This is a genomic window from Bradyrhizobium sp. JYMT SZCCT0180 (assembly GCF_018130165.1).
In the GTDB taxonomy this organism is placed as follows: domain Bacteria; phylum Pseudomonadota; class Alphaproteobacteria; order Rhizobiales; family Xanthobacteraceae; genus Bradyrhizobium.
On the sequence record NZ_JAFCLZ010000004.1, the window covers coordinates 160,099 to 183,296 of the forward strand.

Sequence of the window (23,198 nt, forward strand, 5' to 3'; positions counted from 1 at the left end):
TGGTTGAAAATAGCGCAAATATTTTCGTGCGATTCCGTCGATGCGGCGGGAATTGCGTACTAGTACGGGCCGCCTGTTTCTCCATTCTTCATGGTTAATGCCCACCCTGATGCGCTGCCGGTAGCTATCGGTCTGCACAAAGGGGCTTCGCCATGGCAATTCTGAATCTGAATATTCGTGGGCGTTTGATCCTGGGCTTCAGCGTGATCTGCGCATTGCTTGCATGCGTGGTCGTCATCACCATCGTCAAGGTTGGCAACGTCAACGAATCCACCGAGCGGACCGTCAATCTTCGCGTGCCGACAGCGATGGCCGCAAATGACGTGGTGGCCGGAGTTTACGCCTCGCTCGCTTCGCTGCGCGGCTGGCTGATCACCGGCAACGACACATTCAAGGCCGAGCGCGTGTTGCTCTGGAAGGACATTCAGCGCCATGGCGCGGAGATGGATAACCTCTCAACGCGTTGGACCTCGGAACAGAACAAGTCGGACTGGAGACAGGCCAAGCCGTTGCTCGACGAGTTGCGCAATGCGCAGGACAAGGCCGAAGCAATTGCCCACACCATCGACGAGCAACCCGCAGCAAAGATTCTCGCCACCGAGGCCGCGCCGCTGGCGAAACTCATGCTGCAAAAGGCGACGTCGATCATCGACGAGGAGGGCGGCATTGCCTCGACGGATGCGCGCAAGAGCCTGCTGATCGGTTTTGCAGACATGCGCGGCAGCATGGCGATGGCGATCGGCGCGATCCGCGCCTATCTGCTGACCGCGGACATGGCCTTCAAGAAGGAGTTTGAGGATCTCTGGGCGCTCAACCAGACAAAGTTCGAGGCGCTCTCGAAGCGACGCGCGGAAATGACAAGCGAGCAGCAGAAGGCGTTCGACGCGCTGGTCGATGCCCGTGCCAAATTCGCGCCGATGCCGCAGAAGATGTTCGAGATCCGCGCCTCGGACCGCTGGAACATGGCGCAGTGGTTCCTGACCAACGAGGCGGCCCCCCGCGCCAACAAACTGCTCGATATTTTCGCGGGAACAAAGGGCGCCGCCGGATCGCGTTCCGGCGGGATGGTTGCGCGCCAGCAAGACAATCTGAAGCGCGACGGCGCGGCGGTTCTCGCTGAAACCAGTTTCCTGATGACGCTGCTCTGGGTGCTGCTCGGTGTCGGCATCGGCGTTGCGGCGACTGTCGTGTATCTGACCAACCGTTCGATCGTGCCGCCGATTCTGAAGATGGTCGGCGCCATGGGCCAGCTTGCCGGCGGCGATCATTCGGTCACGATCCCGGCGACCGACAAGAAGGACGAAATCGGCCTGATGGCGCGGGCGGTCCTGATCTTCAAGGAGAACATGATCAAGGCAAAGGAGCTCGCCGAAAAGGAAGCCGAAGCCATCAGCGCGCGCGTGGCGCGGGCGGCGCGGGTCAATGAACTGACGCAGACGTTCGACGCCAACATATCGACCGTGTTGAGATCGGTGGCGTCGGCGTCGACCGAACTGCAGGCGACCGCGTCGTCGATGACGGCGACGGCTGAGGAGACCAGCAACCAGGCGACCGCGGTGGCAGCTGCGACCGAGGAGGCTTCGACGAACGTGCAAACCGTCGCGGCTGCGTCGGAGGAGCTGGCCAGTTCCGTTACCGAGATCAGCCGTCAGGTGGCGCAGTCGGCCTCGATCGCGCAGAAGGCCGTGGGTGAGGCCGATCGCACCAATGCGACGGTGCAGGGTCTGTTCAAGGACGCTGCCAGTATCGGCGACGTCGTCAAGCTGATCAGCGAAATCGCCAGCCAGACCAATCTGCTGGCGCTCAATGCGACGATCGAGGCGGCGCGTGCCGGTGAGGCCGGCCGTGGTTTTGCCGTGGTGGCATCCGAGGTCAAGAGTCTGGCTGAACAAACCGCCAAGGCGACCGACCAGATCGACGCTCAGGTTTCGTCGATCCAGGCTTCATCCAGCGAGGCCGTCGCTGCCATCAAGGGGATCTCCGCGACCATCAACGAAATGAGCGAGATCGCCTCCGCGATTGCGGGTGCCGTGGAAGAACAGGGCTCGGCAACCCAGGAGATCGCCCGCAACGTACAGCAGGCTGCACTCGGCACCGGCGAAATCTCGTCGAACGTGAGTGGCGTTCAGCAAGCCGCCGGCGACACCGGTGCCGCCGCGCATCAGGTGCTGCAGGCGTCCAGCGAATTATCGCGGCAGTCCGAGACGATGCGAAGCCACGTCGAAACTTTCCTCAGCAACATCAAGGCGGCCTGATACGCACTGACGTCGTCAGTCTACTTCCGCACGCAGATCACGCGCACTACGGATGCTTTTGCGTCCGGTGATCCGTTGGCGCCGGTGACGCCATTGGCCTTGAGGAAATCGCGCACGGCATCCGATGTCACCAGCACCGCCTGTGCGGCGCCGTTCGCCGGACCTGCGACGACCACCGGCTTCAGCAGCGCGATGCCGGCGAATTTGCCGTCGCCGTCGAGCGCGGCCGCGCCGGAAAAGCCGAGCGCGGGCGGCGGCGACAACGCAACGTCGCTGCTGCCGCCAAGCTGCGCGACCGAAGCCTTGACGCTGCTGACCGCGCCGCCGCCTCCCTGGTTCTGCGGATCGGCAATGCCGGTCAGGTCGAGCGCCGTCTTCGAGGCCGGGCTCGCGAGGTTGAGCGGCTTCAGTCCGCGCGCGCCATAGATCCGCAGCAAAGCGAGATCATGCTCCTTGTCCTCGGCCACACGGTCGGCATTGCCGAAGCCGGCGATCGCGATCGCGACGCAGCCGTCGGTGATCTGGCGGTCGGTGATGATCGCGCCGTCGTCGCTGACCACGACGCCGGTGCCATATTCCACGGTCTTGCGCGGCGGGGGGCCTGCGACCTGCGGGCCGGTTGGAAACGCGTTGAATGCGCTCGACATTGCGATCACCACCGGCTCCACGGTGTTTTCCGTGGCCTGATCGTAGAGGATGGTGAGGATGCGGATTTCATCGCCCTTGAAGGTGCCGCGCACATAGAACTTCTTCAGGCCTTGCAGGCCGGAGAGCACGAAGAAGTCCGGCTTCACCACCGTGTAGTCGATCTTGCGCTGGGCTTCCTTCTTTTCCAGCTCGGCGAGCTTCGCCGTGGTGGGGCTCGCTTCCTTGCGCCGTGCCAGTTGAATCTGGATGGTTCCGGTCGGCGAGGTCCATTTGGTGCCGTTGGCATCGCTGGCCTGCTGCGGCACCAGCTTCGAGGGAATGCCGAGCCGCACGCCGGTGAGGGGATCGGTGACGATCTTCCAGCCGACATTCTCCTGCCGCTTCCTGGCGGTGTCGGCGAGGACGCCGCGCTCCTGCGGATTGAGTACGCCGGTTTCCTTACCGTTGCGGCTCTTCTGGAATTCCTTGATTGCCTTGACCATGCGCTCGCTGACGTCACCGGTGATCGCGCCATTGTACTGGCCAACCCAGGCGAGGTCGGATTGCAGCGCCAGCCGTTCGGCCTGCGACATCGCGTTGGCGGTCTCCTCGGGCTTCTGCAGCGCGGGGCGGATCGGCACCGTCGTGACCGGCTTCGGCTTGGCGCCGGCCGTGGAGGGCGGCGTCAACTGGGCCTGAGCTGACGATCCCAGGCTCGCGAAAATGGCGGCCGAGACCATCAATGTTGCTGAAAACACCGATCTCATGACAAATCCCAGGGAAGACTGAGGGAATCGGGAGGGAATATTGGAGCGATCATTGACCTCGGGTCAATTAAGCACATCTGCTTGGTCAGCAACAACAGCGCCCCGGTTCACGGGACTGATTGAGGTCCTCATCCTGAGGAGGCCGCGAAGCGGCCGTCTCGAAGGATGAAGGCCCGACTGGGGCCACATGGTTCGAGACGCGCGAAGACGCGCTCCTCACCATGAGGGTTCTAAAGACGTGACGTGGAAGGATTCAACGCGACCATGCTGACCGCCGAAGAACTCGAACGCTATGCCCGCCACATCGTGCTGCGCGAAGTCGGCGGCCCCGGCCAGACCGCGCTGAAGGAGGCGTCCGTGCTGGTGATCGGCGCCGGCGGTCTCGGCGCCCCGGTCCTGATGTATCTCGCCGCCGCCGGCATCGGCACGCTCGGCGTGGTCGATGACGATATTGTCTCGCTGTCCAATTTGCAGCGCCAGATCATCCATACCACGCCCGATATCGGCAAGCGCAAGGTCGACAGTGCCGCGCAGCAGATCGACGCGCTCAACCCGCATGTCAACTTCGAGGCGCATGCGGTGCGGCTTGATGCCGGCAACGCGATGTCGCTGATCGGCGGCTATGATCTGGTGCTCGACGGGTCAGATAATTTCGAAACCCGCTATCTGGTTTCCGACGCCTGCTTCCTCGCGGCCAAGCCGCTGATCACGGCGGCGCTCGGCCAGTTCGACGGATCGCTGACCACGATCCGCGCCCATGAACGGGGCGCTGACGGCGAGTTCAATCCGACCTATCGCTGTCTGTTTCCGGAGGCGCCGCCGCCGGGCACGGTGCCGGCCTGCGCCGAGGCCGGCGTGATGGGGGCGCTTGCGGGCATGCTGGGCTCGATGATGGCGCTGGAAGCGATTCGCGAAATCGTCGGCTTCGGCGACAGCCTGGTCGGACGGCTGGTGATGGTCGATGCCCGCGCGATGCGATTCGAAACCCTGCGCTACCGGCGTGATCCGGCGAACCCGCTCAATGGCGATGCGCCCACGATCACTGATCTAAGTGCGCATAGGTGAGGACTGGCCGACGTCCGTCCTAAAGCGTTTTCCAGCGAAGTGGATCCCGGTTCGCGTTAAGAAAACGCGTCAAAACAAAATATAGAGCCCCGTTCCGATTCAATCGGAACGGAAAAGGCTCTAGTCGATGTCGGCAATCTGCTTCTCGAAGTCAGACGCGTTTGATTTATCCGTCATGACCTGCGGGCAACGGAAGCAGGCCGCTTTGCCTTCCTGACGGAACCAGCGGCAGGTGGGGCGAATCTCGCAGGCGGGAAGCGCGTTCACGACAGCGGGGACGCCTTCAACGATCCGTTTGGCCAAGCTGCAGGTGTTACCCTTGAAATGCTTGCAGCCGCCGCCGGCGCAGGGCGCCGCGATGCGAAAGAGTTCGGTGGGCTTGGCATCTCCCGCAAGGGCAAGGACCTGCTCGGAGATTGGCACGGTCTCGGTGAGATATCCGACCCGGTGCTGCTCCGGCGTGCCGGTGATGACGCCGAAGATTCGGGCGCCTTCATCGGTCGCCTGCGAACTCGGGCAGTCGATCTGTTTCTTTGAATCCTTGGACATGAAACCCTCTATCTCGCTGCGCGTGCCGGGTGAGCTGCGTCTATCTTGGAATGAAAAGTCATCCGGGACGGCGTCCGACGCACGACGCGCCGAACGCCATCTCGTTTCTTGATCGATTCAGAACTGGTACGTCTTTGTGGGCACCGGCATCGTCGGCATCGGAAATTTGCCGAAGATGGTGATATCTTTGATGATATCGCCCAGCGATCCGCGGTTGATTAGTGCCGCTCTGAAACCGGCTGCGACGATTTCAAGCTGCTCCGGGGTGAGCTGGACCGGTGCTTCGAGCGCGGGCTTCGCAGGCTCGACTGCGTTAATGTCGGACTTCTTCATCTGTCTTCTCCTGTTGCGAGACGAAGGGGCCATCCGCTTCGGCTGCTACAGGAGGCTAGGGACAGAGTGGATGAGTTACCGTGATTTTGCTCACGGAACCCTCGCGCGCCGGCGAGTGGGGGCGCGAGGAACTCGTGCGGTTGCGTTCAGGCCCGCTTCTTCTCGCTGTCCAGATGGGCCATTTGCTCCGCCGCATAACGCGTGCCGGCGGCTGCATCCGGCGGGAATGCCTTCGCGAGCTTGGCCAGATGCGTCGCGGGAAGCCTCACATCGAGCGCGCCAAGCGCCTCCGTCAGACGGTCGCGGCGGCGGGCGCCGACCAGCGGCACGATATCGGTGCCCTGCGCCGCGACCCAGGCAATCGCGACCTGCGCCACCGATACGCCGAGTTCGGCGGCGACCGCGCGCAGCGGCTCGACCAGCGCCAGATTGGCGTCGAGATTGGCGCCCTGGAAGCGTGGGCCCATCTGGCGGAAATCCTGCTGGCCGGAAGTGTTCTTCGACCAGTGTCCGCTGATCAGGCCACGCGACAGCACGCCATAGGCGGTGACGCCGATACCGAGTTCGCGGCAGGTCGGCAGGATTTCGTCCTCGATGCCGCGCGAGATCAGCGAATATTCGATCTGCAGATCGGCGATCGGATGCACGGCATGGGCGCGACGGATGGTGTCGGAGCCGACTTCGGACAGGCCGATATGCCTGACATAGCCAGCCTTGATCATGTCGGCGATCGCACCGATCGTGTCCTCGATCGGTACCGCCGGATCGAGCCGCGCCAGCCGGTAGATGTCGATGTGATCGGCGCCGAGCCGCTGCAGCGAATAGGCGATGAAATTCTTCACCGCCGCGGGGCGGCCGTCCATTCCGATAAAGCCGCGCGCGGGATCGCGCAACGCGCCGAACTTGACGCTGATCTGCAGATTGTCGCGGCTGCTGCCGGCGAGCGCCTCGCGGATCAGCAATTCGTTGTGGCCCATGCCATAGAAATCGCCGGTGTCGAGCAGGGTGATGCCGGCGTCGAGCGCGGCATGAATGGTGGCGATGCTCTCGCCGCGGTCGGCCGGACCATAAAAGTCCGACATGCCCATGCAGCCGAGACCGATGGCGGCGACGTTGGGGCCGGTTTTGCCGAGTTTGCGTTGTTCCATGGTGGCTCTCCTCGTGTTGGCGGCCGGGATTCCCGCGCCGGGTTGACGAGGCTGGTATGGCCGATCGCGATTACAGCGATAAGCTGGACAATGCTAAATAGCTTGTTCAGTATACCGAACAATGCAGGATTTTGACCTCCGCGATCTCGATGCCTTCGTCGCCGTGGCACGCACCCGGAATTTCCGGCGCGCCGCGATCGAGCAGCGCGTCTCCGTCTCGAGTCTCAGCCAGCGGCTGCGCGACATGGAGGAGCGGCTTGGCGTCCGCCTGATGAACCGCACCACCCGCAGCGTTGCATTGACCGAAGCCGGCGAGCTGCTGCTGGCCCGGGTCGGGCCGGCGATGTCGGATGTCGGCGACGCGCTGGATCAGGTGCGCGGTCTGCGCGGCGTGCCTTCCGGCCGCTTGCGGATCAATGCGCCGCCGCCGGCGATCGACCTCGTGCTGGCCCCGATGGTCGCGCCGTTTCTTGCAAAGTATCCGCAGATCGAACTGGAGATCGTCGGCGAGAGTGCATTCGTCGATATCGTCGCCGGCGGTTTCGACGCCGGCGTGCGCTACGGCGAGCATCTGGCACAGGACATGATTGCGGTTTCGCTCGGGGCGCCGCAGCGCTACGCGGTGGTGGCATCGAAGGAATATGTGGCGCGACACGGCAAGCCGATGCAGCCGAAGGATCTGCTCGATCACGCCTGCATCCGCACCCGCTTCGGCAGCGGCGCCATGCTGGATTGGGAATTCGAGAAGGCGGGACGTGTCGTGGTGGTTTCGCCGCCGGCAAAACTGGTTGCGACCTATCTCGGCCTCGCGCTGCGCGCCGTCCATGATGGGATCGGCTTCTGGTTGACGTTTGAAGGTTATGTACGCTTTGGCATCAAATCTGGTGCACTGGTCAGCGTGCTCGACGACTGGTGCGCGCCGTTTCCCGGACCGTTTCTGTACTACCCGAGCCGCCGCCAGCCGCCGCCGGCGCTAGGCGCATTCGTCTCGTTTGTCGGGGAATGGCGCAAGCGCGAGAGACGGAAGGGAAAGACGGCGTAGCTTCCGCTGGAGAGAGTTACATACTTTGCAAGTACAAGTCCGGCGGACCGGCCATGAGGCCTGATCCGCCGCACTCGTATGGGCCAAGGCGTGAAAGCGACTGATCCGCTCAAGGCACTCTTGCTTACTTCTTGAGGCTGGCGAACATCATCCGAACCTCGAGGATCTGTTCATACTGCTCCTTGGTCACCTGAACCCGGTCCTTGCCACCGGACACGGCGTTGAGTTCCTGGTCGGAAAGCGCATCGATCTGAGCGTTCTGAGCGTTCTGGGTATTCATGGCAGTTCTCCATCTGGCAGGTGAGCGCGACCACCGCGTTCGTTTCCTGTGATTTGGAGAATGCCTGAGACCGGAGCGGATCGCTGTTCCGCAGGTGACAGGCTGAAATGGCGTGTCCGGTGAGCAAAGCGCCGGGCTATGCCTGCGGCCACTTCAATACCTGCGGCTCGCGCAGGTCGTTGTAGCCGATCACGATAGCGGCGCGTTGTTCCGGGTCACACTCGCTCAGGTATCGCTGCTGGCCGCCGACATAGCGTTGGTTCGACGGCGAAACAGGATCGGCCGCGTCAAGAGTCGGGACACGCTGTGCGCCGCGCGGCACCGAGACATTGAAGTCGACCTTCAGAAATATCGAGAGGTCCCAATAAGCGCGAAGCTCGGGACGGTGCAGGAAGATGCCGTCAACGATCAGCGCGGCGGTCGGCGGCGCTTGCTGCGTGACCGGTTCAAACGGCCGGTCGTTTTCGAGATCAAAACGTCTTGCGACGTATCGACCGGAGCCACTGGGGCTCAAGGGATCGAGCAACAGCGTCCGAAATGAATCGTAGTCGTATGAGTCGAGATAAAAGCCATCCGGCGAGTAGCGCCCCCGCGCATAACGAACGGCGCGGGGGTGATGGAAGTCATCGACCGAGGCACGGATCGTCGGGCGGCCTTGGGCTGCTACGAGCGGCGCCAGCGCATCCGCCAGCGTGGTCTTGCCCGCGCCATCGACGCCATCGATCGCGACGCGAATGATTCGCGTGGGATGTCGTGCGACGATGGCGGCGGCGAGACGGTTCAGCAGCGATGCGTGGGCTTCGCTCACATCATCCTCGGTGGCCGCCTCACAGCATGCTGGGCAGCACGCGGTCCGGCGGCTTGTGGTTGTCGAGGAAGGTCCTGATATTGATGATCACCTTCTCGCCCATCTCGACGCGGCCTTCGATCGTGGCCGAGCCCATATGCGGCAGCAGCGTGACCTTGCCGGCCTTGGCCAGCCGAACCAGTTTTGGATTGACGGCGGGCTCATGCTCGTAGACGTCGAGCCCGGCGCCGCCGATCTCGCCACCTTCGATCAGCTTGATCAGCGTATCCTCGTCGATCACCTCGCCGCGCGCGGTGTTGACGATATAGGCCTCTTTCCGGATCAGTTTTAAGCGCCGCGCCGACAGCAGGTGGAACGTCGCCGGGGTGTGCGGACAATTCACCGAGATGATGTCCATCCGCGCCAGCATCTGGTCGAGGCTTTCCCAATAGGTCGCGCCCAATTCGTCGGCGATCACGGGGGCGACGGGGCGGCGGTTGTGATAGTGGATCTGCAGGCCGAAGGCGCGCGCCCGGCGCGCCACCGCCTGGCCGATGCGGCCCATGCCGATGATGCCGAGGCGCTTGCCGCCGATGCGATGGCCGAGCATCCAGGTCGGCGACCAGCCCGGCCAGTTCTTGCCGTCGGTGAGGATAGAGGCGCCCTCGATCAGCCGCCGCGGCACCGCGAGGATCAGCGCCATGGTCATGTCGGCGGTGTCTTCGGTCAAAACTTTCGGCGTGTTGGTCACGGTGATGCCGCGCGCATGCGCCGCCGTGACGTCGATATTGTCGACGCCATTGCCGAAATTGGCGATCATCCGCAGCTTGCAGTCGGGCTGCTTGAGAATTTCCTCGTTGACCAGGTCGGTCACGGTCGGCACCAGCACGTCGGCGGTACGGACCGCCTCGGCGATCTGTTCCGGCGTCATCGGCGTATCGTCGAGATTTAAGCGCGCATCGAACAGTTCGCGCATCCGGGTCTCGATCGAGTCCGGGAGTTTGCGGGTGACGACGACGAGAGGCTTTTTCTTAACCGACATGTCCTGCTCTCATGAGGCAATGGCTCGCCCAACCTTTGACGAGTCAGAAGCTTCGCCGTTGAGGCCTCATTAACCTGGTTGTTCGACACTGCATTCGCTGCGCGGTTCGAACGGCTACCTGGTCGTTTCCTTTGGTTTCCTGAAAGCTTCCTCGGGTTCCCCGGTCCTTACCTTGGGGCTGCCAGGGGAAGGGTCAAGGTAATCAGGGAAATTCGGGCGTTCTGGTTCTCAAGCGTTCCGTCCTCTCTAGCAGAAGGCCGGGCCAAGACAAGAACCCCTCGGGAACGACAATCCGAGTTGCGACCAAGCGGGCACAGGGGGACCTGAGTTTAAGGGTCTTGGGTTTAAGGATCTTGGGTTTAAGGGTCTTGGGCTTCAGGCGTTGAGTGGATTGTTTCAACTCGAAGAATTCGAGTTGAGAGGTTTTCGGCAGGAGACGAGTTGATGGCGTTGGGGCGTTTCTGTTCGATGGCGGTGCTGGCAGGATGCATGCTGGGCGCGTCGGTCAGCACAGGTTTTTCAGCCAAGGAAGCAGGCTCCACCACCAGCGGCCTCCCGGTGCCGCGTTATGTCAGCCTCAAATCCGATCATGTGAACGTCAGAGCCGGTCCGACCAAGGACAATGACGTCGCCTGGGTTTACACCCGCTCCGGCCTGCCGGTCGAAATAACAGCTGAATTCGAGAACTGGCGCCGGGTGCGCGATTCCGAAGGCGCCGAGGGCTGGGTCTATCACTCCCTGCTGTCGGGCCGCCGCACCGCCGTCGTCACCATGAAGACCAAGGACGAACTCGCGCCGCTCTACGATCGCGCCGATCCGTCCAGCGCGGTCGCCGCGCGCCTGCAGGCCGGCGTCGTCGCCCAGGTCAAGAAATGCTCCGCCGGCTGGTGCCGCGTCATCGGCAACGGGTTTGACGGCTGGATCGAACAGCAGCGGCTGTGGGGCGTCTACGCCGACGAGAAGGTGGATTGATCCACCTTGTCGTTGCCGGGCTTGACCCGGCAACCCATCCGCTCAAGAAAATGCTTTTGATGAAGATTGATGGATACGCGGGTCAAGCCCGCGTATGACAGATCAATCAGCGCTTCTTGCGCAGCCGCACGACCATGTCGACGCGGGCGATTTCGTAGCCTTCGGGCACGTCCGGCATCCGCGACAGCACCAGATGCGGATCGGGAATGTCGACCAGCTCGTGGTTGTTCTCGAGATAGAAGTGGTGATGCGCCGTCACGTTGGTGTCGAAATAGGTCTTGGTGCCGTCAACGCTGACCTGGCGCAGCAGGCCGGCATCGGTGAGCTGGTTGAGGGTGTTGTAGACGGTGGCGAGCGAGACCGGCACCTTGGCCAGCGTCGCTTCCTCGTACAGCATTTCAGCGGTCAGATGCCGCGCGCCCTTGCCGAACAGCAGCCAGCCGAGCGCCATGCGCTGGCGGGTCGGCCGCAGGCCGGCAGCTTGCAGCATTTCGTTGACGTCATGCCAGGGACAGCCGGTCAACGCCGGTTGATGTCCGGCGGCACGGGCGGCCGGATCCATCGCAGCTAGGTCAGCGGCGTCGTCGTTCACAGTCGAGACCTGGTCGTTCATTTCCACTTCGGTACCACGCTGACAAACTTGGGCAATAATCTTGCCCAATATAAAAGGAAATCCTTTAGATGCAAGTTTTTCGCAACTAGAACGATCCCAAGGTTAAGGCGGAACCCACGAAGGGACATGGTGTTTTTAGCCCGTATCCAGTGCTTTGCCGCCCGCCAAGGCCTATGTTACAGAGCGCGCGGACCACATATGCATATTCGGCAGGGACATTTGCCGGTGGCACCCTAAGTAGCGCCAATTTGCGGGAAACGGTCATTCTCCCGCGGGAAACCGGTCCGGTTCGCTCGAAAGCGCTCCATCGGGACATCTTAGAGAGGCTGAAACGATGCTGGATCGCCGCGGCGGTTACGAATACGAGGATTTGCTGGCCTGCGGCCGTGGCGAGCTGTTCGGCCCGGGAAATGCGCAATTGCCGCTGCCGCCGATGCTGATGTTCGACCGCATCACCGAAATTTCCGAAACCGGCGGGGAATACGGCAAGGGCATCGTTCGCGCCGAACTTGACGTGAACCCGGACCTCTGGTTCTTCGGCTGCCATTTCAAGGGCGATCCGGTGATGCCGGGCTGTCTCGGCCTCGACGCGCTGTGGCAGATGGTCGGCTTTTATCTCGGCTGGACCGGCGGCGAGGGCCGCGGCCGGGCGTTGGGCCTCGGCGAACTGAAGTTCTCCGGTCAAGTGATGCCGAACGTCCGCAAGATTGTGTACAACGTCGATATCAAGCGCGTGATGCGTCTAAAGCTCTGGCTGGGCATCGCCGACGGCTGGCTTTCGGCCGACGGCGAGATTATCTATCGCGCGAAGGATCTGAGGGTGGGGCTGTTAAAGCAGGGTGCCGCATTGCCGGGAGCGTAGGTTACCGGCTCTGCAATAAGGCGGCATTCGGTTTGACGGCGGCCATCACACAAAACGCAAACGACAGGACGAGGCGATCATGAGGCGGGTTGTCATCACGGGGATGGGCATCGTCTCATCCATCGGAAATAACACCCAGGAAGTGCTTGCGAGCCTTCATGAGGCAAAATCCGGGATCACGCGCGCGGAAAAATACGCCGAGCTCGGCTTCCGCTCGCAGGTGCAGGGCGCTCCGTCCATCAATCCCGCCGATGTCATCGACCGGCGCGCGATGCGCTTCCTCGGCGAGGGCGCGGCGTGGAATCACATCGCGATGGAGCAGGCGATCCAGGATTCCGGTCTCGGCCCGACCGAAGTTTCCGACGTCCGCACCGGCATCATTATGGGCTCCGGCGGACCGTCCGCGCGCACCATCGTCGAAGCGGCCGATATCACCAGGACCAAGGGTCCCAAGCGCGTGGGGCCGTTCGCGGTGCCGAAGGCGATGTCGTCGACCGCCTCAGCCACGCTGGCGACCTGGTTCAAGATCAAGGGCGTGAACTATTCGATCTCGTCGGCCTGCGCGACTTCCAACCATTGCATCGGCAATGCCTATGAGACGATCCAGATCGGCAAGCAGGATGTGATCTTCGCCGGCGGCTGCGAGGAACTCGACTGGTCGCTGTCGGTGCTGTTCGACGCCATGGGCGCGATGTCCTCGAAATACAACGCCACGCCCGCCACCGCGTCGCGTCCCTATGACGTCAGCCGCGACGGATTCGTCATTGCGGGCGGCGCCGGCGTGGTGGTGCTGGAAGAACTCGAGCATGCCAAAGCGCGCGGCGCGCGCATCTATGCCGAAGTGGTCGGCTATGGCGCAACGTCTGACGGCTACGACATGGTGGCACCGTCGGGCGAAGGCGCCGAGCGCTGCATGCGGATGGCGATGGAGACCGTGAAGACGCCGATCGACTACATCAATCCGCACGCCACCTCGACGCCCGCCGGCGATCCGCCGGAAATCGAGGCGATCCGCAGGGTGTTCGGCACCGGCGAAAAATGCCCGCCGATCTCGGCGACCAAGGCGCTGACCGGACATTCGCTCGGTGCCACCGGCGTCCAGGAAGCGATCTATTCGCTGCTGATGATGAACAACGGTTTCGTGTGCGAGAGCGCCAACATCACCGAGCTCGACCCGGTGTTTGCCGACATGCCGATCGTGCGCAAGCGCATCGACAACGCCAAGCTCGGCACCGTGCTGTCGAACTCGTTCGGCTTCGGCGGCACCAACGCCACGCTGGTGTTCAAGCGCATGGATGCGTGACCCCAAGCGCGGGTACGTAGGGTGGGCAAAGCGGAGCGTGCCCACCGTTCAAGCCAACGTTCTATCGATAGATGGTGGGCACGGCGCGAAGGCGCGCCTTTGCCCACCCTACGACATTTGCCGGTGACGAGAGCCGTGAACGTTCAACCAGCCGCAATCTTCTCGGCGCGCTGGAACGCCGGCCGCGCCGCGCATCGATCGATGTAGGCGTCGAACGAGGGGCGTGACGGCACCATCTTGAACAGCCGCACGGCGAAATTCAGCCCGGAGCCAATGATGATGTCGGCTGCGGAAAAATTGTCACCGAGAATCCACGGACCTTTCTCCAGCGCGTTGTCGAGCACGTCGATCACGCGTTGCGAATCGCCCCAGCCGGCCGCGACCGGATTCATCTCGATCTTGGTCGCGAGCTGCACGATCGCAGGCTCGATACAACCGGGGCTGAAGAACAGCCAGTAGAGATACTTTGCGCGCAGCGGATCTCCGAGCTTCGGCGCCAGCTTCGCTTCCGGATAGCGCTCGGCGACATAGGCCGCGATCGCGGCGGCCTCGGCAAGCGTGGCCTCGCCATCACGGAGCGCCGGCACCTTGCCCATCGGATTGATCGCCAGATATTCGAGCTTGCGCTGTGCGCCGGTCGAGATGTCCGTCAGCACGCGTTCATAGGGTTGCCCGGTCTCTTCGAACAGCCACAGCGAGGAAAACGAACGCGAACGGGGCGACCAATAAAGCTGCATCATGGCGGAACCTTTCATCGGCGGGGGCGGACAATGCCATCTTCATTGCGCGTCTGACGCGAATTGGCAACGCACTACGCCTAGGACGAACGGTTCAACGTCGAGCGATATGTTGGTCAACTTTATTTCGGGCGGTCGACTGGCCGGCGATTTCGGGCGAATCAGGAGAGCCACTGCTCAATTGTCTTTGAGGTAGTTGGGCGGCAGGAGGCACGGCTAGCAAAAATTAAGCGCGGCCGTGAGGCCTTCGCTCATCACGCCCGCGATTTTCTCGGCGAGGCTTTTGCCTTGCGCTGTTCGCGCAGGGCGTCGGCGGCGAGGCAGACCACTTCCGAGATTTGCTGCAGCTGTGCGGCCAGCGGGCTGGTCTTGCGCCAGACCATGCCGATGGTCCGCGACGGTTGCGGATTAGAGAACCGCGCGACCGAGACCTGTGCCGAGCGGGTTTCCACCGTGACCGCCATTTCCGGAATCAGGGTGACGCCGATGCCGGCGCCGACCATCTGAACCAGCGTCGACAGCGAGCTTGCGTCCAGCACCTCGCGCGGCGGCGACTGCATGTTGCAGAACGACAGCGCCTGGTCGCGGAAACAATGTCCCTCTTCGAGCAGCAATAGCCGCATCTCGCGCAGCGTCTCGTGGCTCGGCACCGGCGTGCCCTCGTCCTCGCCCGGCCGCACCAAGAGGAAGTTCTCGGAAAAGCACGCGACCTCGGTCAGCGATGGCTCCGATACCGGCAATGCCACGATCGCCGTATCGAGCCGGCCCTCCACGACCTCCTTGATCAGCTTCGGCGTCAGCGTCTCGCGCACGTGGATGTCGAGTTCCGGATGCATGCGCGCGAGGTTCTCGATCACTTTCGGCAACAGATAAGGCGCGATCGTCGGGATCATGCCGATGCGCAGCCGTCCGGCAAGCCGGTCCTGCGCCGCGCGCGCGAAGTCGCCGAGTTCATCGACCGAGCGCAGGATGTCGCGGACACGCTGGACGATCTCTTCGCCGAATTCCGTCAGCGTGATCTGTCGCGCGCTTCGTTCCAGCAGCGCGCCGCCGAGCGCTTGCTCCATTTCCTTGATTTGCATCGACAGGGCCGGCTGCGAGATCGAGCAGGCTTCCGCCGCGCGCCCGAAATGGCCGTGACGGGCCAGCGCATCAAAATAGCGGAGCTGTCTGAGCGTCATCTGGATCATCAGAATATCTTATCGGTTCGATCATTAAAATCAACTTCCCCTGATGGAAAGCGGCTCTTAGAGTGCTTCCAATCTCACCGGAAGCGGCCCTCAGGAGGCAATCATGGACGACAAAACAAAATGCCCGTTCTCGGGCGGCAAAGGCGGACCCACGAACCGCGACTGGTGGCCGGATGCGCTGGACGTCTCGGTTCTGCACCGCAACTCCTCCCTGTCCGATCCGATGGACACGGCGTTCGATTACGCCAAGGAATTCAAGAGCCTCGACCTTAATGCCGTGGTCAAGGACCTGACCGCGTTGATGACGGAATCGCAGGAATGGTGGCCGGCCGATTTCGGTCACTATGGCGGTCTGATGATCCGCATGGCGTGGCACAGCGCCGGCACCTACCGCATCACGGACGGCCGCGGCGGCGCCGGGGCCGGCCAGCAGCGCTTCGCGCCGCTGAACAGCTGGCCTGACAACGCCAACCTCGACAAGGCGCGCCGGTTGCTGTGGCCGATCAAGCAGAAATACGGCCGCAAGATCTCGTGGGCCGACCTGATGATTCTCGCCGGCAACGTCGCGCTCGAATCGATGGGCTTCAAGACTTTCGGTTTTGCGGGTGGCCGCGCCGATGTCTGGGAGCCTGAAGAGTTGTTCTGGGGCCCCGAAGGCACCTGGCTGGGTGATGAACGCTACAGCGGCGAACGCCAGCTCTCCGAGCCGCTCGGCGCCGTGCAGATGGGCCTCATCTACGTCAATCCGGAAGGCCCGAACGGCAACCCGGATCCGCTCGCGGCGGCGAAAGACATCCGCGAAACCTTCTTCCGCATGGCCATGAACGACGAAGAGACCGTTGCGCTGATTGCCGGCGGCCACACCTTCGGCAAGGCCCATGGTGCCGGCGATCCGTCGCTGGTGGGGTCGGACCCGGAAAGCGGCGCTCTCGAGGATCAGGGCCTCGGCTGGAAGAGCAAGCATGGTACCGGCATCGGCGCCGATACCATCACCGGCGGCCCCGAAGTCACCTGGACGCAGCAGCCGACGCAGTGGAGCAATCTGTTCTTCAAGAACCTGTTCGAGAACGAATGGGAGCTGACCAAGAGTCCGGCCGGTGCCAAGCAGTGGAAGGCGAAGGGCGCGGAAGCCACGATCCCGGACGCCTTCGACAAGTCGAAGAAGCATCTGCCGATGATGCTGACCACCGACCTGTCGCTGCGCTTCGATCCCGCTTACGAGAAGATTTCGCGGCGCTTCTACGAAAACCCGGACCAGTTCGCAGATGCGTTCGCGCGTGCCTGGTTTAAGCTCACGCACCGTGACATGGGTCCGGTCGTGCGTTATCTCGGCCCGCTGGTGCCGAAGGAAACGCTGATCTGGCAGGACCCGATCCCGGCGGTGGATCATCCGCTGATCGGCGATGCTGATATCGCCGCGCTGAAGACCAGGATTCTCGGCTCGGGCCTGTCGGTGTCGCAGCTCGTTTCGACCGCATGGGCGTCGGCATCGACGTTCCGCGGCTCCGACAAGCGCGGCGGCGCCAATGGCGCGCGTATTCGTCTCAGCCCCCAGAAGGACTGGGAGGTCAACCAGCCTGCCGAGCTGAACACGGTGCTGCAGAAGCTGGAGGCGATCCAGAAGGAGTTCGGCAAGAAGGTTTCGCTTGCCGACCTGATCGTTCTCGGCGGCTCCGCGGCGGTCGAAAAGGCCGCAAAGGATGCCGGCGTCGACGTCAAGGTGCCGTTTACACCGGGGCGCATGGATGCGTCGCAGGATCAGACCGACGTCGCTTCCTTTGCTCCGCTCGAACCGCGTGCCGACGGCTTCCGCAACTATGTCAACGGCAAGAAGCATCAGTTCCTGGCGCCCGTGGAAGCGCTGGTGGACCGTGCGCAATTGCTGCGGTTGACGGGACCCGAGCTGACCGCGCTGGTCGGCGGCCTGCGCGTACTCGGCGCGAATGCCGGATCAAAGCACGGCGTCTTCACCAGCAAGGTGGGGACATTGACGAACGATTTCTTCGTCAATCTGCTCAGCATGAGCACGGAGTGGCAGCCGTCGGGCGACAACGTCTACGAGGGCCGCGACCGGAAGACCAAGGCGGTCAAGTGGACGGCTACCGGCGTCGACCTGATCTTCGGTTCGCACGCGCAGCTTCGCGCCTTCGCCGAGGTCTATGCCTGCGCGGACTCGAAAGAGAAGTTCGCAAAGGACTTCGCGGCGGCCTGGACCAAGGTGATGAACGCCGATCGTTTCTGATCACCTGAGCGCTGGACCAACGCAACACTGACAAAAAAGGGCGGCTCACGAGCCGCCCTTTTACTTTTGGAATGAACGGCGCAATCAAACGCCGAGCGTACCGGCCTTCGCCGCCGCATAGCGCTCCGCGATCTTGGCCCAGTTCACCGTGTTCCACCACGCCTTGAGATAATCGGCGCGGCGGTTCTGGTAGTTGAGATAATAGGCGTGCTCCCAGACGTCGTTGCCGAGCAGTGCGCGCTTGCCGTCCATGATCGGACTGTCCTGGTTGGGGCGGGTTTCGATCGCAAGCTTGCCGTCCTTGGCAACGGTCACGAACACCCAGCCGGAGCCGAACTGACGTCCGCCGGCAGCGTTAAAGTCGTTCTGGAATTTTTCCAGGCCGCCGAGGTCCTTGTCGATCGCGGCCAGCACCTCGCCTTCCGGCTTGCCGCCGCCCGGGGCCATGGTTTCCCAGAACATGGTGTGGTTGGCATGGCCGCCGAGATTGTTGCGCACGCCGAATTTGATGTCGTCGTTCAGGGCGTTCAGATTGCCGAGAATATCCGTCACCTTGCTGGTGCCGAGCTGCGGATTGGTCTTGGCGAGGGTGTTCAGGTTGTTGACGTAAGCGGCATGGTGCCGGCCGTGGTGGATTTCCATGGTCTTGGCATCGATATGCGGCTCAAGCGCGTTGAAGGCGTAAGGGAGCGGCGGCAGCGTGAACGGACCTGCCGCGGCCGGGGCAGCCGCAGGTGCCGCGGCGGGCGCCTGGGCAAAGACGACACGCGGTGCCGCCGCGACGGCAACGAGGCCGGCGGCGGCGCTGAAAAAATGACGGCGCGAAAGTGCGGACATAAGTCTCTCCCTGCGTGACGAGCCTGTTGCTCGGTTCGGACGATCGTAACGGGTCCAGCTTCCAGCTGCGAAGTCAGCCCCATTCCGGTTTCATTTTAAATGGGTTAGGCGCTGCGGCGTAAGAGCGCATGATCACATCTGCGGCAAATAAAAAGGGCGGCTTTGCAGCCGCCCCTTTCTGATTTTCGATGTCGAGGCTCTTACTCGCCGGCCGCTTCGCGGGGCGCCGAGGCTTCCGCCGCCTTCTGCTTGGCTTCGAGGTCCTCGCCGGTCGCCTGATCGACCACCTTCATCGACAGCCGCGTCTTGCCGCGATCGTCGAAGCCGAGCAGCTTGACCTTGACCTTGTCGCCTTCCTTGACGACGTCGGAGGTCTTCTGCACCCGGGCCCCGGCGAGCTGGCTGATGTGGACGAGGCCGTCCTTGGCGCCGAAGAAGTTCACGAACGCGCCGAACTCCATCACCTTGACCACGGTGCCTTCGTAGATCTGGCCGATCTCCGGATCGGAGGCGATCGACTTGATCCACTTGATCGCGGCCTTCATCGCCTCGCCGTCGTTGGAGGCGACCTTCACGGTGCCGTCGTCCTCGATGTTGACCTTGGCGCCGGTCTTCTCGACGATCTCGCGGATCACCTTGCCGCCGGTGCCGATCACTTCACGGATCTTGTCGGTCGGGATCTTGAAGGTCTCGATGCGCGGCGCGTATTCGCCGAGCTCGGCGCGGGCATTGGTGAGCGCCTTCGACATTTCGCCGAGGATGTGGATACGCCCATCCTTGGCCTGGCCGAGTGCGACCTTCATGATCTCCTCGGTGATGCCCTCGATCTTGATGTCCATCTGCAGCGAGGTGATGCCCTGGTCGGTGCCGGCCACCTTGAAGTCCATGTCGCCGAGATGATCCTCGTCACCGAGAATGTCGGACAGGACCGCAAAGCGCGAACCCTCCAGGATCAGGCCCATCGCGATACCCGCGGTCGGCCGCTTCAGGGGAACGCCCGCATCCATCAGCGCCAGCGAGGCGCCGCAGACCGACGCCATCGACGACGATCCGTTGGATTCGGTGATCTCGGAAACCACGCGCACCGTGTAGGGGAATTCGTGGTGCGGCGGCAGGACCGGATGGATCGCGCGCCAGGCGAGCTTGCCGTGGCCGATTTCGCGGCGCTTGGTGCCGCCGAGGCGTCCGGTTTCACCCACCGAGTAGGGAGGGAAGTTGTAGTGCAGCAGGAACTGCTCCTTGTAGGTCCCTGACAGCGAGTCGATGTACTGCTCGTCTTCGCCGGTGCCGAGCGTGGTCACGACCATCGCCTGGGTTTCACCGCGGGTGAACAGCGCCGAACCGTGGGCGCGCGGCAGCACGCCGACTTCGGCGATGATGCTGCGCACGGTCTTGGAATCGCGGCCGTCGATGCGCTTGCCGGTGTCGAGGATGTTCCAGCGGACGATCTTGGATTCGAGTTCCTTGAACACGCCGGCGATGCGCAGCTTGTCGTATTGCGGCTCCTGCCCTTCCGGGAAGTAGTGAGCCATCACCTTTTCCTTGGCCTTGCCGACCGCCGCGTAGCGGTCCTGCTTGATCGGGATCGCGTAGGCCGAGCGCAGCTCCTGCTCGATCAGGCCGAGCATTTCCTTCTCGAGCGCGCTCTCGTCGACGACCTTGACTTCGCGCGGCTCTTTCGCGGCCTTCTCGGCGAGCTCGATGATCGCCTTGATCACCGGCTGGAAGTGGCGGTGTCCGAACATCACCGCACCGAGCATGATGTCTTCGTTGAGTTCCTTGGCTTCCGATTCCACCATCAGCACGGCGTCGGCGGTGCCGGCGACGACCAGATCGAGCTGGGTCTCGAGCATTTCGTCGAGCGTCGGGTTGAGCACATATTCGTCGTTGGCGAAGCCGACGCGGGCCGCACCGATCGGGCCCTTGAACGGCGCGCCCGAGATCGTCAGCGCCGCGGAGGCCGCGACCAGCGCCAGAATGTCGGGATCGTTCTCCATGTCATGCGACAGCACGGTGACGATGACCTGGGTTTCATTGCGCCAGCCATCGACGAACAGCGGACGGATCGGACGGTCGATCAGGCGGGAGACCAGGGTCTCCTTTTCGGTCGGCCGGCCCTCGCGCTTGAAATAGCCGCCGGGAATGCGGCCCGCGGCATAGGTCTTTTCCTGGTAGTCGACGGTCAGCGGCAGGAAGTCGACGCCTTCGCGCGGGTTCTTGGCCGCGACGACCGTGGCGAGCACGATGGTCTCGCCATAGGTCGCCAATACGGCGCCGTCGGCCTGACGGGCGATCTTTCCGGTTTCAAGCTTGAGGGGACGTCCACCCCAGTCGATCTCGACTGAATGAGCATTAAACATTTCGATTTCTTTCATGGTTTCGCGAAAGCAGGGGCGCCTGAAACACAAAGACCATGCGCAAGATTGCGAGACACTGATCGCAACAAATGATCAGCATCCGGCGATCCTGCCATGGTCTTTATATTTCGGATGGCGTCCATCCTCTCGGTAGTCTGGGCACCTTGCCCTGCCCAGCGGCCGGATTGCTGCTGGACGTCTATCGGACATGAGTTTCATCATGCCCTTGCGCATGATCGTCTCCGAGAATTCGGAGTCCGGTTTCTTCCGGAAGACCATACGAAAACGCGCGCAACAGGCGCGCGCGTACTCTCTTATATCAACGACGAATGTTGTGCTTTTCGAGCAGCGCCTTGTAACGCGCCTCGTCCTTCTTCTTGATGTAGTCGAGAAGGGAGCGGCGGGTCGACACGAGCTTCAACAGGCCGCGGCGTGAATGATTGTCCTTCACGTGGGTCTTGAAGTGGCCGGTGAGGTTAGTGATGCGTTCCGACAGGATCGCAACCTGAACCTCGGGCGAGCCGGTGTCGCCGGCCTTGTTGGCATTCGTCTTGATGACTTCCGCTTTGCGTTCGGCGGTAATCGACATCGTCAAACTTTCTCATCGTTACGACCGGAACTGGCAGTCAGTCCGGTCAGGTTGAACACACGCTTGGGGATGAGTTCGCCATTGCCAATTTCGGCGAGGGCCAGAAGCCGGCCTGCCACCGTGACATAGACTGTGCCGCTACAATTGGGCGCATCCCGTCCGCGCAACAAAACGGCCTGGCCCCGGTGGAGCCTTGCCGCATCAGCCCGTGTGACGGCCAGTGCCGGGATGTCGTCCAGCGCGGTCTCAACGGGCAAAAGCGCGTCGGCGAGGCTGCCCTCGCCCGACGCGGCTCTATTACACAAAGCCTCCAACTGTTCCAGCGGAATCATGTCCGCTTCGCGGAATGGACCGACCAGGGTCCGCCGCAAGGCGCTGATATGGCCGAAACAGCCCAGAATCCGGCCGATATCGCGGGCCAGCGCCCGGACATAGGTTCCCTTGCCGCACTCGGCCTCGAACACGGATTGGCCGTTATCCCCATGTTCTACAAGGGTTAATTCGTGAATCTCGACCGGCCGCGGCTTCAGTTCGACGGTTTCGCCGTCTCTGGCCAGATCATAGGCACGTTCGCCCTGGACCTTGATCGCGGAATATTGCGGCGGAATCTGCTCAATCAGGCCAGTAAATTGCGGCAGCAGCGCCCGGATTGCCTCGGCAGAGGGCCTGACATCGCTGGTCCTGGTCGCCCGGCCCTCGGTGTCGTCGGTGTCGCGTTCCTCGCCCCAGCTCACGGTGAAGCGGTAGCGCTTGCGGCCGTCCATCACGAACGGGACCGTCTTGGTGGCTTCGCCCAGCGCGATCGGCAGGCCGCCGGAGGCGAGCGGGTCGAGGGTACCGGCATGGCCGGCGCGCTTGGCCTGGAACAGGCGCTTGAGCACGGCAACCGCGTGCGTCGAGGTCATGCCGATCGGCTTGTCGAGAATCACCCAGCCATGGACGTCGCGCTTGTCGCGGCGCGGCTGATTGTTCTGGCGTTGCTTGCCCTGATGCTTCTGACGCGGATCGTTATTGCCGCGACGCGTATCGTCGCCGCGCCGGACCTCTTCGCCAACGCGGCTGTTGCCGTCGTTGCGGGCCTCGGTAAAAATATTTTTTTCCGCGTCGTGCGATTCGGCATTTTCCGAAGCGATCACGCTGTTGGCAGTGGTCACAATCATCACTTGTCGTCCGAATCGGGTGCGAGGTCTCTCTGCACCGCAGGTGTTCTCAGTAATTTCTCGATCCGTTCCGCTTCATCGAATCGTTCGTCGACGCGAAAGCGAAGATCAGGCGCAAACTTTAAGTTAACGCGGTGCGCAATCTCGCCGCGCAGGAATTTCTTGTTGCGCGCGAGCGCCGCGAGCACGACATCGGTGTCGCGTCCGCCGAGCGGCATCACATAGACGGTTGCAAGCTTCAGGTCCGGTGACATGCGCACCTCCGGAACCGTGATGATGTGACCCTCGAGATCGGGGTCATGCACGCTACCTTGCGACAGAATATCGGCGACCGCATGGCGCACGGTTTCGCCGACGCGCAATTGGCGTTGCGAGCCGCCGGGGGCGGAACTCTTGCTGTGGTGGCGGGGCATGGCCGTCTCTCGAAAAAAAATTGGCCAT

At 62.7% G+C, this 23,198-nt stretch carries 22 protein-coding genes; 7 read left to right on the forward strand and 15 right to left on the reverse strand.

Annotated elements, in window-relative coordinates; translation table 11 throughout:
• Nucleotides 1–152 precede the first annotated feature (152 nt).
• The gene (locus tag JQ641_RS07705) at nucleotides 153–2,255 is read left to right on the forward strand and encodes a HAMP domain-containing methyl-accepting chemotaxis protein (RefSeq protein ID WP_211995400.1); all 2,103 of its coding nucleotides are present in this window, start codon (nucleotides 153–155) and stop codon (nucleotides 2,253–2,255) included.
• 20 nt (nucleotides 2,256–2,275) lie between these two features.
• On the opposite strand, the gene JQ641_RS07710 is transcribed toward JQ641_RS07705, so the two are convergent.
• The gene (locus JQ641_RS07710) at nucleotides 2,276–3,649 is read right to left on the reverse strand and encodes a serine protease (protein WP_211995401.1); all 1,374 of its coding nucleotides are present in this window, start codon (nucleotides 3,647–3,649) and stop codon (nucleotides 2,276–2,278) included.
• A 264-nt stretch (nucleotides 3,650–3,913) separates the two neighbouring features.
• On the opposite strand from JQ641_RS07710, the gene JQ641_RS07715 reads away from it, so the two are divergent.
• The gene (locus tag JQ641_RS07715; RefSeq protein ID WP_211995554.1) at nucleotides 3,914–4,714 is read left to right on the forward strand and encodes a HesA/MoeB/ThiF family protein; all 801 of its coding nucleotides are present in this window, start codon (nucleotides 3,914–3,916) and stop codon (nucleotides 4,712–4,714) included.
• Between the two features lie 120 nt (nucleotides 4,715–4,834).
• Here JQ641_RS07715 and JQ641_RS07720 read toward each other — a convergent pair whose 3' ends face one another.
• From JQ641_RS07720 to JQ641_RS07730, 3 genes are all read right to left on the reverse strand, one after another.
• Nucleotides 4,835–5,263 carry a hypothetical protein gene (locus tag JQ641_RS07720; RefSeq protein WP_211995402.1) on the reverse strand — a complete coding sequence of 143 codons (429 nt, stop codon included), beginning with the start codon at nucleotides 5,261–5,263 and terminating at the stop codon, nucleotides 4,835–4,837.
• A gap of 117 nt (nucleotides 5,264–5,380) precedes the next feature.
• Nucleotides 5,381–5,596 carry a hypothetical protein gene (locus JQ641_RS07725; RefSeq protein ID WP_211995403.1) on the reverse strand — a complete coding sequence of 72 codons (216 nt, stop codon included), beginning with the start codon at nucleotides 5,594–5,596 and terminating at the stop codon, nucleotides 5,381–5,383.
• Nucleotides 5,597–5,742: 146 nt separating this feature from the next.
• Nucleotides 5,743–6,744 carry an aldo/keto reductase gene (locus tag JQ641_RS07730; RefSeq protein WP_211995404.1) on the reverse strand — a complete coding sequence of 334 codons (1,002 nt, stop codon included), beginning with the start codon at nucleotides 6,742–6,744 and terminating at the stop codon, nucleotides 5,743–5,745.
• Nucleotides 6,745–6,865: 121 nt separating this feature from the next.
• Here JQ641_RS07730 and JQ641_RS07735 point away from each other — a divergent pair, with 121 nt between their 5' ends.
• Nucleotides 6,866–7,786, forward strand: coding sequence for a LysR family transcriptional regulator (locus JQ641_RS07735; RefSeq protein ID WP_211995405.1), 921 nt, complete (start codon nucleotides 6,866–6,868; stop codon nucleotides 7,784–7,786).
• Nucleotides 7,787–7,910: 124 nt separating this feature from the next.
• On the opposite strand, the gene JQ641_RS07740 is transcribed toward JQ641_RS07735, so the two are convergent.
• The 3 genes from JQ641_RS07740 to JQ641_RS07750 all read right to left on the reverse strand — a co-directional run bounded on the left by JQ641_RS07740 (nucleotide 7,911) and on the right by JQ641_RS07750 (nucleotide 9,895).
• Nucleotides 7,911–8,066: a hypothetical protein gene (locus JQ641_RS07740; protein ID WP_211995406.1), complete on the reverse strand. Its 156-nt coding sequence runs from the start codon at nucleotides 8,064–8,066 to the stop codon at nucleotides 7,911–7,913.
• A 136-nt stretch (nucleotides 8,067–8,202) separates the two neighbouring features.
• Nucleotides 8,203–8,874 (reverse strand): nucleoside/nucleotide kinase family protein, encoded by a 672-nt coding sequence (locus JQ641_RS07745; RefSeq protein WP_211995407.1) that lies wholly within the window; start codon nucleotides 8,872–8,874, stop codon nucleotides 8,203–8,205.
• 19 nt (nucleotides 8,875–8,893) lie between these two features.
• Nucleotides 8,894–9,895: a 2-hydroxyacid dehydrogenase gene (locus JQ641_RS07750; protein WP_192736258.1), complete on the reverse strand. Its 1,002-nt coding sequence runs from the start codon at nucleotides 9,893–9,895 to the stop codon at nucleotides 8,894–8,896.
• A 444-nt stretch (nucleotides 9,896–10,339) separates the two neighbouring features.
• Here JQ641_RS07750 and JQ641_RS07755 point away from each other — a divergent pair, with 444 nt between their 5' ends.
• Nucleotides 10,340–10,867, forward strand: coding sequence for an SH3 domain-containing protein (locus JQ641_RS07755; RefSeq protein WP_211995408.1), 528 nt, complete (start codon nucleotides 10,340–10,342; stop codon nucleotides 10,865–10,867).
• 106 nt (nucleotides 10,868–10,973) lie between these two features.
• Here the strand turns inward: JQ641_RS07755 and irrA are convergent, their stop codons facing one another.
• On the reverse strand, nucleotides 10,974–11,429 hold the full coding sequence (irrA, locus tag JQ641_RS07760) for an iron response transcriptional regulator IrrA (protein ID WP_283813786.1): 456 nt from the start codon (nucleotides 11,427–11,429) through the stop codon (nucleotides 10,974–10,976).
• 385 nt (nucleotides 11,430–11,814) lie between these two features.
• Here irrA and fabA point away from each other — a divergent pair, with 385 nt between their 5' ends.
• Together fabA and fabB are read left to right on the forward strand one after the other, a co-directional pair.
• Entirely contained in the window at nucleotides 11,815–12,342 is a 528-nt protein-coding gene (gene fabA / locus JQ641_RS07765) for a 3-hydroxyacyl-[acyl-carrier-protein] dehydratase FabA (RefSeq protein ID WP_192736260.1), read from the forward strand.
• 79 nt (nucleotides 12,343–12,421) lie between these two features.
• Nucleotides 12,422–13,645 (forward strand): beta-ketoacyl-ACP synthase I, encoded by a 1,224-nt coding sequence (fabB, locus tag JQ641_RS07770; protein WP_211995409.1) that lies wholly within the window; start codon nucleotides 12,422–12,424, stop codon nucleotides 13,643–13,645.
• A gap of 143 nt (nucleotides 13,646–13,788) precedes the next feature.
• Here the strand turns inward: fabB and JQ641_RS07775 are convergent, their stop codons facing one another.
• Together JQ641_RS07775 and JQ641_RS07780 are read right to left on the reverse strand one after the other, a co-directional pair.
• A complete protein-coding gene (locus tag JQ641_RS07775; RefSeq protein ID WP_211995410.1) occupies nucleotides 13,789–14,385 on the reverse strand; it encodes a glutathione S-transferase family protein in 597 nt (198 codons plus the stop codon).
• Between the two features lie 251 nt (nucleotides 14,386–14,636).
• Nucleotides 14,637–15,572 carry a LysR substrate-binding domain-containing protein gene (locus JQ641_RS07780; RefSeq protein ID WP_211995411.1) on the reverse strand — a complete coding sequence of 312 codons (936 nt, stop codon included), beginning with the start codon at nucleotides 15,570–15,572 and terminating at the stop codon, nucleotides 14,637–14,639.
• Nucleotides 15,573–15,675: 103 nt separating this feature from the next.
• On the opposite strand from JQ641_RS07780, the gene katG reads away from it, so the two are divergent.
• On the forward strand, nucleotides 15,676–17,814 hold the full coding sequence (gene katG, locus JQ641_RS07785; protein ID WP_211995412.1) for a catalase/peroxidase HPI: 2,139 nt from the start codon (nucleotides 15,676–15,678) through the stop codon (nucleotides 17,812–17,814).
• Nucleotides 17,815–17,898: 84 nt separating this feature from the next.
• On the opposite strand, the gene JQ641_RS07790 is transcribed toward katG, so the two are convergent.
• The 5 genes from JQ641_RS07790 to rbfA form a co-directional block, all read right to left on the reverse strand.
• Nucleotides 17,899–18,651, reverse strand: coding sequence for a superoxide dismutase (locus JQ641_RS07790; protein ID WP_211995413.1), 753 nt, complete (start codon nucleotides 18,649–18,651; stop codon nucleotides 17,899–17,901).
• Nucleotides 18,652–18,851: 200 nt separating this feature from the next.
• On the reverse strand, nucleotides 18,852–21,011 hold the full coding sequence (gene pnp, locus JQ641_RS07795) for a polyribonucleotide nucleotidyltransferase (RefSeq protein WP_192736266.1): 2,160 nt from the start codon (nucleotides 21,009–21,011) through the stop codon (nucleotides 18,852–18,854).
• A gap of 316 nt (nucleotides 21,012–21,327) precedes the next feature.
• Nucleotides 21,328–21,597 (reverse strand): 30S ribosomal protein S15, encoded by a 270-nt coding sequence (rpsO, locus tag JQ641_RS07800; RefSeq protein ID WP_027538116.1) that lies wholly within the window; start codon nucleotides 21,595–21,597, stop codon nucleotides 21,328–21,330.
• A gap of 2 nt (nucleotides 21,598–21,599) precedes the next feature.
• Nucleotides 21,600–22,751 (reverse strand): tRNA pseudouridine(55) synthase TruB, encoded by a 1,152-nt coding sequence (gene truB, locus JQ641_RS07805; protein ID WP_502754938.1) that lies wholly within the window; start codon nucleotides 22,749–22,751, stop codon nucleotides 21,600–21,602.
• 5 nt (nucleotides 22,752–22,756) lie between these two features.
• The gene (rbfA, locus tag JQ641_RS07810; protein ID WP_211995415.1) at nucleotides 22,757–23,170 is read right to left on the reverse strand and encodes a 30S ribosome-binding factor RbfA; all 414 of its coding nucleotides are present in this window, start codon (nucleotides 23,168–23,170) and stop codon (nucleotides 22,757–22,759) included.
• Nucleotides 23,171–23,198 lie beyond the last annotated feature (28 nt).